At 52.4% G+C, this 3,361-nt stretch carries 4 protein-coding genes and 1 pseudogene; 1 reads left to right on the top strand and 4 read right to left on the bottom strand.

Annotation, left to right across the window (positions count from 1 at the left end; all coding sequences use genetic code 11):
- The 4 genes from AO268_RS32250 to AO268_RS32235 all read right to left on the bottom strand — a co-directional run.
- On the bottom strand, nt 1-1,475 hold a 1,475-nt coding region (locus tag AO268_RS32250), incomplete at its 3' end, for an HAD-IC family P-type ATPase (RefSeq protein ID WP_257154500.1).
- Between the two features lie 89 nt (nt 1,476-1,564).
- Nucleotides 1,565-1,810 (bottom strand): DUF2933 domain-containing protein, encoded by a 246-nt coding sequence (locus AO268_RS32245; protein ID WP_051903179.1) that lies wholly within the window; start codon nt 1,808-1,810, stop codon nt 1,565-1,567.
- Nucleotides 1,811-1,905: 95 nt separating this feature from the next.
- Entirely contained in the window at nt 1,906-2,442 is a 537-nt protein-coding gene (locus AO268_RS32240; RefSeq protein ID WP_038444662.1) for a cupredoxin domain-containing protein, read from the bottom strand.
- 163 nt (nt 2,443-2,605) lie between these two features.
- Complete coding sequence (locus tag AO268_RS32235) at nt 2,606-2,959, bottom strand: co-regulatory protein PtrA N-terminal domain-containing protein (RefSeq protein ID WP_038444660.1); 354 nt, start codon at nt 2,957-2,959, stop codon at nt 2,606-2,608.
- Between the two features lie 206 nt (nt 2,960-3,165).
- Here AO268_RS32235 and AO268_RS33480 point away from each other — a divergent pair.
- Nucleotides 3,166-3,361: pseudogene (locus AO268_RS33480) on the top strand (hypothetical protein); the annotation flags it as partial.

The following is a 3,361-nucleotide window of genomic DNA, read 5'->3' as shown; positions in this document are numbered from 1 at the left end:
CCTGCGTCGCTGCGCTCCGACTGCCTGGCCGGATGAGCGTGGAACGGGTGGCCGGATGTTGGTGGACTGGGTGGCCGGATGGCGTGGAATGCGCAGTCCACACTGTGAAATACCGGCCGTCCCTCTGTAAGGGTCCCCGTTTTATCGACAATCAGCGTGTCGATCTTGCAAAGGTTTTCAATAGCACTGGCGTCCCTGAACAGCACACCCATACTGGCCGCTTTACCCGTCGAAACCATGATCGACATTGGCGTTGCGAGACCAAGTGCACAGGGGCAAGCGATGATAAGTACGGCGACAGCGTTGATCAGGCCGAAGACCCAGCTGGGCTCCGGGCCGAATAGTCCCCAACCTAAGAATGTCAGCAACGCAATCGCGATAACTCCCATCACAAAGTAGCCGGCGATCGAGTCTGCCATTCTTTGCATTGGCGCTTTGGAGCGTTGGGCTAGAGCAACCATTTGCACTATCTGCGATAGCATGGTGTCGGCGCCGACCTTTTGCGCCTCCATCACCAAGCTCCCGTGAGTATTAAGCGTGGCGCCGATCAAACTATCCCCTGGTCTTTTCATTACCGGCACAGGCTCACCAGTGAGCATGGACTCATCCACCGCACTTTCTCCCTCGAGCACAGAGCCATCAACTGGCACCTTTTCACCAGGTCTGACCCGCAAATGGTCGCCCAAGTGAACATGGGTAAGAGGAATGTCTTCCTCCTGACCATCGGCGTTGATCTTGCGTGCAGTTTTGGGAGATAGGCCTAGAAGGGACTTAATTGCTGCGGAGGTTTGTGACCGTGCTTTTAGCTCAAGAATCTGCCCAAGCAAGGTGAGCGAGATGATGACCGCAGCGGCTTCGAAGTAAACGCCGATGCGTCCATCTTGCATGAAGGTGGTGGGAAAACTTTGGGGAAAGAGGGTTGCTGCGACGCTGTAAAGATAAGCTGCGGAAGTACCCAAACCTATCAGAGTCCACATATTTGGACTGCGATTTCTAACAGATGCTATGCCCCTTACAAAAAAGGGCCACCCTGCCCATAAGGTAACCGGTGTCGCAAGAGCAAACTCGATCCAGTTTTGAACCGAACCATGGAAGAGTTGTAATGAATGGCCCGCCATGGCTAGAACGGTCACTATCACGGTTAAAGGCAGAGACCACCAAAAGCGGCGCGCGAAATCACGGAGCTCGGTTTTGTCATCGTCATCTAGCGCCGGAATGACAGGTTCTAATGTCATGCCACATTTTGGGCAATTGCCGGGCCCTGGCTGTTTTACTTCCGGGTGCATCGGGCAGGTAAATTCAGTGGCTACTTGGAGCGCGGGTTCTGTAGCCGCGATGCTGGGTTCAGTGCTGGGATGAATACCACTGTAGTGCTCTGGAGCTGCCCGAAATTTCTCTTGGCATTTCTGGCTGCAAAACTGATAAATCTGTCCCTGATAAGACTCGCCAAATTTACTTGGAGGCGTAATCGTCATGCCGCACACCGGGTCACGTAGATCAGCGTCAGGGGGCGAAGCTGCGTGGGTAGGACCGTGATCGTGGTGGCTCGGTTTATTGGGCATAGCTATTTCTCTTCCTTGTTGGCTTGCGCCTGATTGCCATGGTCATGTGCGCCATGTCCATGCCCAAAAAAATGCATCAATGGACAGATCAACAGAATGAGATAGGGCAAGTATGTATAGACGTGGCTGAAATGCTCCCGCACCACGTAGAAGGCGCCGATCACAATGAACATAATCAGTACAACGCCTGTTTTGCGCGTCCAAAATGGGGTGGTGATGCTTCCAGCCGGATGCTGATGGTTATTCATGATCTAGACCCCAGTGTTTGAGCGAGTTGCTCTGATGTCTGCCTCAGAGCGTAGCCAACTCTTGAGGAGACGCGGGTTTAGCGGTCAGTTCGGGCTCACTTCAGGTCAAATTGACCGACCATCCCAGACTGGTAATGACCTGGTACGTTGCAGGCAAATTGAAGTCCAGTTGTATTGTTGAAGGTCCAGATCAATTCCTTTGTTGCTCCGGGCTCGATCAGCATGCTGTTCGGGTCGTTGTGTTCCATTCCAACCATCTTCATCCCTCCCATGCTGTGACCCATGCTGCCCGTCATTTTCCCTGACCCGGTGGGTGTAAGCGTTCCATTCTGGAACATGCTCGCCATTTCTTTTTGGTGCGCCGCATGAGCGGCGGCTTGGCCGATATTGAATTCGTGCAGCAGTGCGCCCTTATTACGAAGGACAAAACGAATAGTCTCACCAGGCTTCACATCGATGTTTTTAGGCATGAAGAAAATATCACCCATCTCCACATCTACCGTACGGGTCACCGCAGAAGCGACGCCAGGCTGGCCGATGTCCTCTTTGCCATGACCTACGTCTGCCATGGCCGTCGCACCGAGGAATAAGGTGATCGCCGCAATAACTGGGGTAACGAGCTTAGCTTTCATGATGACCTCAAGAGCAAATGGAAAACACTAGCTATGCTAAACGGATAGAGCTGCCAGCTAACTGACGTGAACACTACATTTCTGTCAGTTTCCAAGAGTAGTGCGGCGCGCTTATGACGCCGTACCAACCGAGCGGATCAAACAGCCCATCGGAGGTACCCGGTTACTGATGGCTCTCAGAAAGCATCAGTTTGTGTTCGCGCTGCATTTGGTTCAAAACGTCATCAACCATAGCGTCGTGCTTTTCCATCCAGGAAAGATGTTCCTGAGGCGACATTGATGCTTTTGGGTGATCCTGATGGAGTTGGTTCATGATCTCGCCCAGCAGTTTCATATGCTCGGCCATGTGTACATGGCGCTCTCCCTCTGGGGCTTTTTCAGCTTGTACCAAGGTCGCTTCTGCTTTGTCGCGTAGGCTTTCCATACGCTCCGCAATCCGATCTGCGCCACCTTCAGCCAAAGCAGACGCTGAGATGAGTATCGAACCCACAAAGAAAAGGATTTTTAGATGATTCATGAGGAAGCTCCTTTTTGATCTGTTTTCCGGCTCCCACAAGGTTTCATGCGGCGGCGTCGGTCGAGTACTAGGGAGTACTCATGCTCGAACCCTAGACAGCACTCGCTGACATCTACCTGAAGCCAATATTACTTTTCTGTCAGTTGCTGGTTGGCAGAAGCATTTCCTTGCAGACTCATCATCACAATCATTCGAGAGCCACCCCCATGAGACTTCTGGTTGCGGAAGACGAACCCAAAATAGGCATTTATTTGCAGCAAGGTCTTGCTGAGGCAGGGTTCAATGTTGATCGCTTTACCAATGGTAAGGGAAACTCTGAAAAAGACTTTCTGATTTGGCAAAATACCGCGACCCCACCCACCGAGTTTCCCGATGAAGCAGATGACCTTCGCCGACGCCGAG

Source organism: Pseudomonas sp. ICMP 8385, assembly GCF_002699915.1.
Lineage (GTDB): Bacteria > Pseudomonadota > Gammaproteobacteria > Pseudomonadales > Pseudomonadaceae > Aquipseudomonas > Aquipseudomonas gessardii.
This window is presented reverse-complemented; position numbering and strand designations above follow the sequence as displayed.